Source organism: Bradyrhizobium sp. STM 3809 (genome assembly GCF_000239795.1).
Classification (GTDB): domain Bacteria; phylum Pseudomonadota; class Alphaproteobacteria; order Rhizobiales; family Xanthobacteraceae; genus Bradyrhizobium.
In genome coordinates this window covers 1-2,897 of the sequence record NZ_CAFJ01000127.1, presented here as the reverse complement: position 1 = coordinate 2,897, position 2,897 = coordinate 1, and the positions used below count along the sequence as shown (strand labels likewise).

Sequence of the window (2,897 nt, the reverse complement as noted above, 5' to 3'; positions counted from 1 at the left end):
CACCAGGCGTGGGCTCGCCTGGATCGGCGCCACCCAGCGCACGCCTTCCTCGAAGGCGGCGCGCCATTTGTTGTCCGCGCGCACGGCCGCCAGCTGGTCCGGGTTGGTCAGCAGGCCGTAGAGGATCGTCAGCAGCGCGTCGCGCGGCTCGTTGATGCCGCCGCCGATCGCGATGTTGATATTGGCGATGATCTGGCTTCCCCGCTTAACCAAAAGCCTGGCTGACGACCCCGTAGCTGGCCGGGCGGTCCCGGATACGCGGGACGGCAATGGTGGCGTCGCGGCGGAGCGACATCGTGGTGACCGCGTCGAACAGAGCGAGGCCGGAGCGGGCGAGGAAATCGCGGAATTCGCCGCCGGGGCGGTGGGTGTCGAGGCGGAGGAATTGGCCGGCATGGGCCGCGATGTGCGGCGCCACCACGGCGATGGCGTCGCTGTCGCAGGAGGCGACCACGGGGCCGATGACGTGGCCGCGTCCGAACCGCCGGCACAGCGCAACGGCGACCAGCCGCCCGGCGCGGAACAGGCCGAGGCTGGAGGACTGGGCGAGGAGCGCGGTCATCAGCGCGGCGCGGCGGACGCCATAGGCGGAGGCGTCGAGCGCGATCAGTGCCGGCAGATCGGCGTCGGTCAAGGCGCGGAGGCCGGCCGCCGCTGCGGCCGCCGTGTCCGGGGCGATCGCCTCGCCCTGGCACTGGAACAGCGTCTGGCTGCGCTTGAAATCGAGCGAGCGGTAGAGGCGATAGGCGGCGCGGGTCGCGTTGAGGCGCAAGGTGCGGCCGCCGCATTCGGCCATCACGCGCTGCATCAGCCATTGCCCGGTGCCGAGCGCCTGCAGCCGCGGCGAGGTGATGACCATGCCGACCGCGGCGAAGCCGTCGCTGTAGGGAAACCACATCGCCGATCCCAAGGCGCGGCCGATCTCGTCGAGCGCGACGACGCCGCGGCCGATGCCGCGCATGAACTGCCAATCCTCGGCGCGATGCGGCCACTGGACGGCGATCGACAGCGCGAGCAGCTGCGCGACATCGACGCTGCCGATGTCGGCCAGGCGTATCTCGAACACGTCGACGATGCGCGACTCGACGTCCGGATTGTCCATGCCCGCAGTCCCTGTCTTCGCGCCGGCCGCCACGCGTCACCCGGCCGCGATGCGGCGGACGGCGACCATGCCGTCATGCGCTCCGCATATTGACGCGTCTGCGCGCGAACTTCGCAACATTCTTCTCAATCCTGCCCTGCATCCGGCACGTCACGCAGGCCGCTTCTGCCATGATCGGCGCAACGCGCCGGACCGGCCGCTGGGATCACCGCATGACCTTCCTGTTCAACTCCGATGCCGCACGCGGCGCGATCTTTCGCGAGGTGCTCGCGCGCGAGATTCCGGATCTTCGGTTCGCGATCGATCCGGCCCAGGTCGAGGCCGACGACGTCCGCTACATGATCACCTGGCTGGTGCCGCCGGACCTCGGCGCCTACCGCCGTCTCGAGATCCTGTTCTCGATCGGCGCCGGCATCGACCAGTTCAATGCCGCGTCGGTGCCGCCAGGCGTGAAAATCGTGCGCATGGTCGAGGACGGCATCGTCAGGATGATGCAGGAATACGTCACGCTCGCCGTGCTGGCACTGCACCGGAACTGGCCCGCTTATCTCGACCAGCAGCGGCAGCCGCTGTGGCGCGCCATCCCGCAGCCGCAGGCGCAGGACCGGCGCATCGGCGTGCTCGGCCTCGGCCTGCTCGGGCAGGCGGTGCTGGAGCGGCTCAAGCCGTTCGGCTTTCCGCTTTCGGGCTGGAGCCGCAGCCCGCGCGCGATCGAGGGCGTGACCACGCATCATGGCGCCGACGGTCTCGACCTCCTGCTGTCGACCACCGACATCCTCGTGTGCCTGCTGCCGCTGACGGCGCAGACGCGCGGCCTGCTCGATGCCGGGCGGCTCGCCAGGCTGCCGCGCGGCGCCGCGCTGGTGCAGACCGGCCGCGGCGCGCAGCTCGACCAGGCGGCGCTGCTCGCCGCACTCGACAGCGGGCATCTCGCCGGCGCCGTGCTGGATGTCACCGATCCCGAGCCGCTGCCGGCGGATCATCCGCTGTGGCGGCATCCTCGCGTGCTGATCACGCCGCATGTCGCCAGCGTCACCCAGCCGGAGACGGCGGCGCGCGCGGTGGCCGAGAACATCAAGCGGCATCGCGCCGGGCTCGATCCGGTCGGCCTCGTCGACCGCAGCCGCGGCTACTGATCGCAGGCGCGCCACGGCTCAGCGGATCCAGTCCAAGGTCTTGTAGTAGGCGCCGACGAACGGCAGGAACCAGGGCTTGCCGTAATGGCCGGGCACGACCGGCCAGGGCGCGTCCTTCATCGGGTTGCGATCGGGCCGGCCGAGCATCGCATCGGCCATGATCATGCCGAGATGGGTCGAGAGCTGCGCGCCGTGGCCGGAATAGCCCATCGCGTACCACAGCCCGTCCTGGCGGCCGGCGCGCGGATAGCGGTCGGCGGTCATGTCGACCAGGCCGCCCCAGCAATAGTCGATGGCGATGCCGGTGAGCTGCGGGAACATCCGCTCCATCGCCGCGCGCAGGATCGCGCCGCTTCGGGCGTCGGACTGCTGGTCCGACGTCGCCGAGAAGCGCGCGCGGCCGCCGAAGATCAGGCGGTTGTCCGGCGAGAGGCGGAAGTAGTTGCCGATGTTCATCGAGTTGACATAGGTGCGGCGGCCGGGCAGCACCGCGTCCGCCTCGGCCTCCGTCAGCGGCCGCGTCGCGATGATGAAGCTGCCGACGGCGATGATGCGGCGGCGGAAATAGCCGAAGGTGGACGGCGTGGTGGCGCCGGTGGCGAGCAGCACCTGCTCGGCGCTCACGCTTCCCTTGGCCGTGGTGAGGCGAAAACCCTTGG

General features: G+C 70.6%; 3 protein-coding genes and 1 pseudogene. 1 reads left to right on the top strand and 3 read right to left on the bottom strand.

The annotated features are described in order from the left end of the window. Positions 1-198, bottom strand: a pseudogene (locus BRAS3809_RS06450) (cytochrome P450); the annotation flags it as partial. Positions 199-205: 7 nt separating this feature from the next. After that, positions 206-1,102 (bottom strand): GNAT family N-acetyltransferase, encoded by an 897-nt coding sequence (locus BRAS3809_RS06445; RefSeq protein ID WP_008961289.1) that lies wholly within the window; start codon positions 1,100-1,102, stop codon positions 206-208. Positions 1,103-1,314: 212 nt separating this feature from the next. On the opposite strand from BRAS3809_RS06445, the gene BRAS3809_RS06440 reads away from it, so the two are divergent. After that, positions 1,315-2,238: a 2-hydroxyacid dehydrogenase gene (locus BRAS3809_RS06440; protein WP_008961288.1), complete on the top strand. Its 924-nt coding sequence runs from the start codon at positions 1,315-1,317 to the stop codon at positions 2,236-2,238. An 18-nt stretch (positions 2,239-2,256) separates the two neighbouring features. Here the strand turns inward: BRAS3809_RS06440 and BRAS3809_RS06435 are convergent. Continuing rightward, the coding region (locus BRAS3809_RS06435; RefSeq protein WP_035655540.1) for an NAD(P)/FAD-dependent oxidoreductase at positions 2,257-2,897 on the bottom strand (641 nt) is incomplete at its 5' end.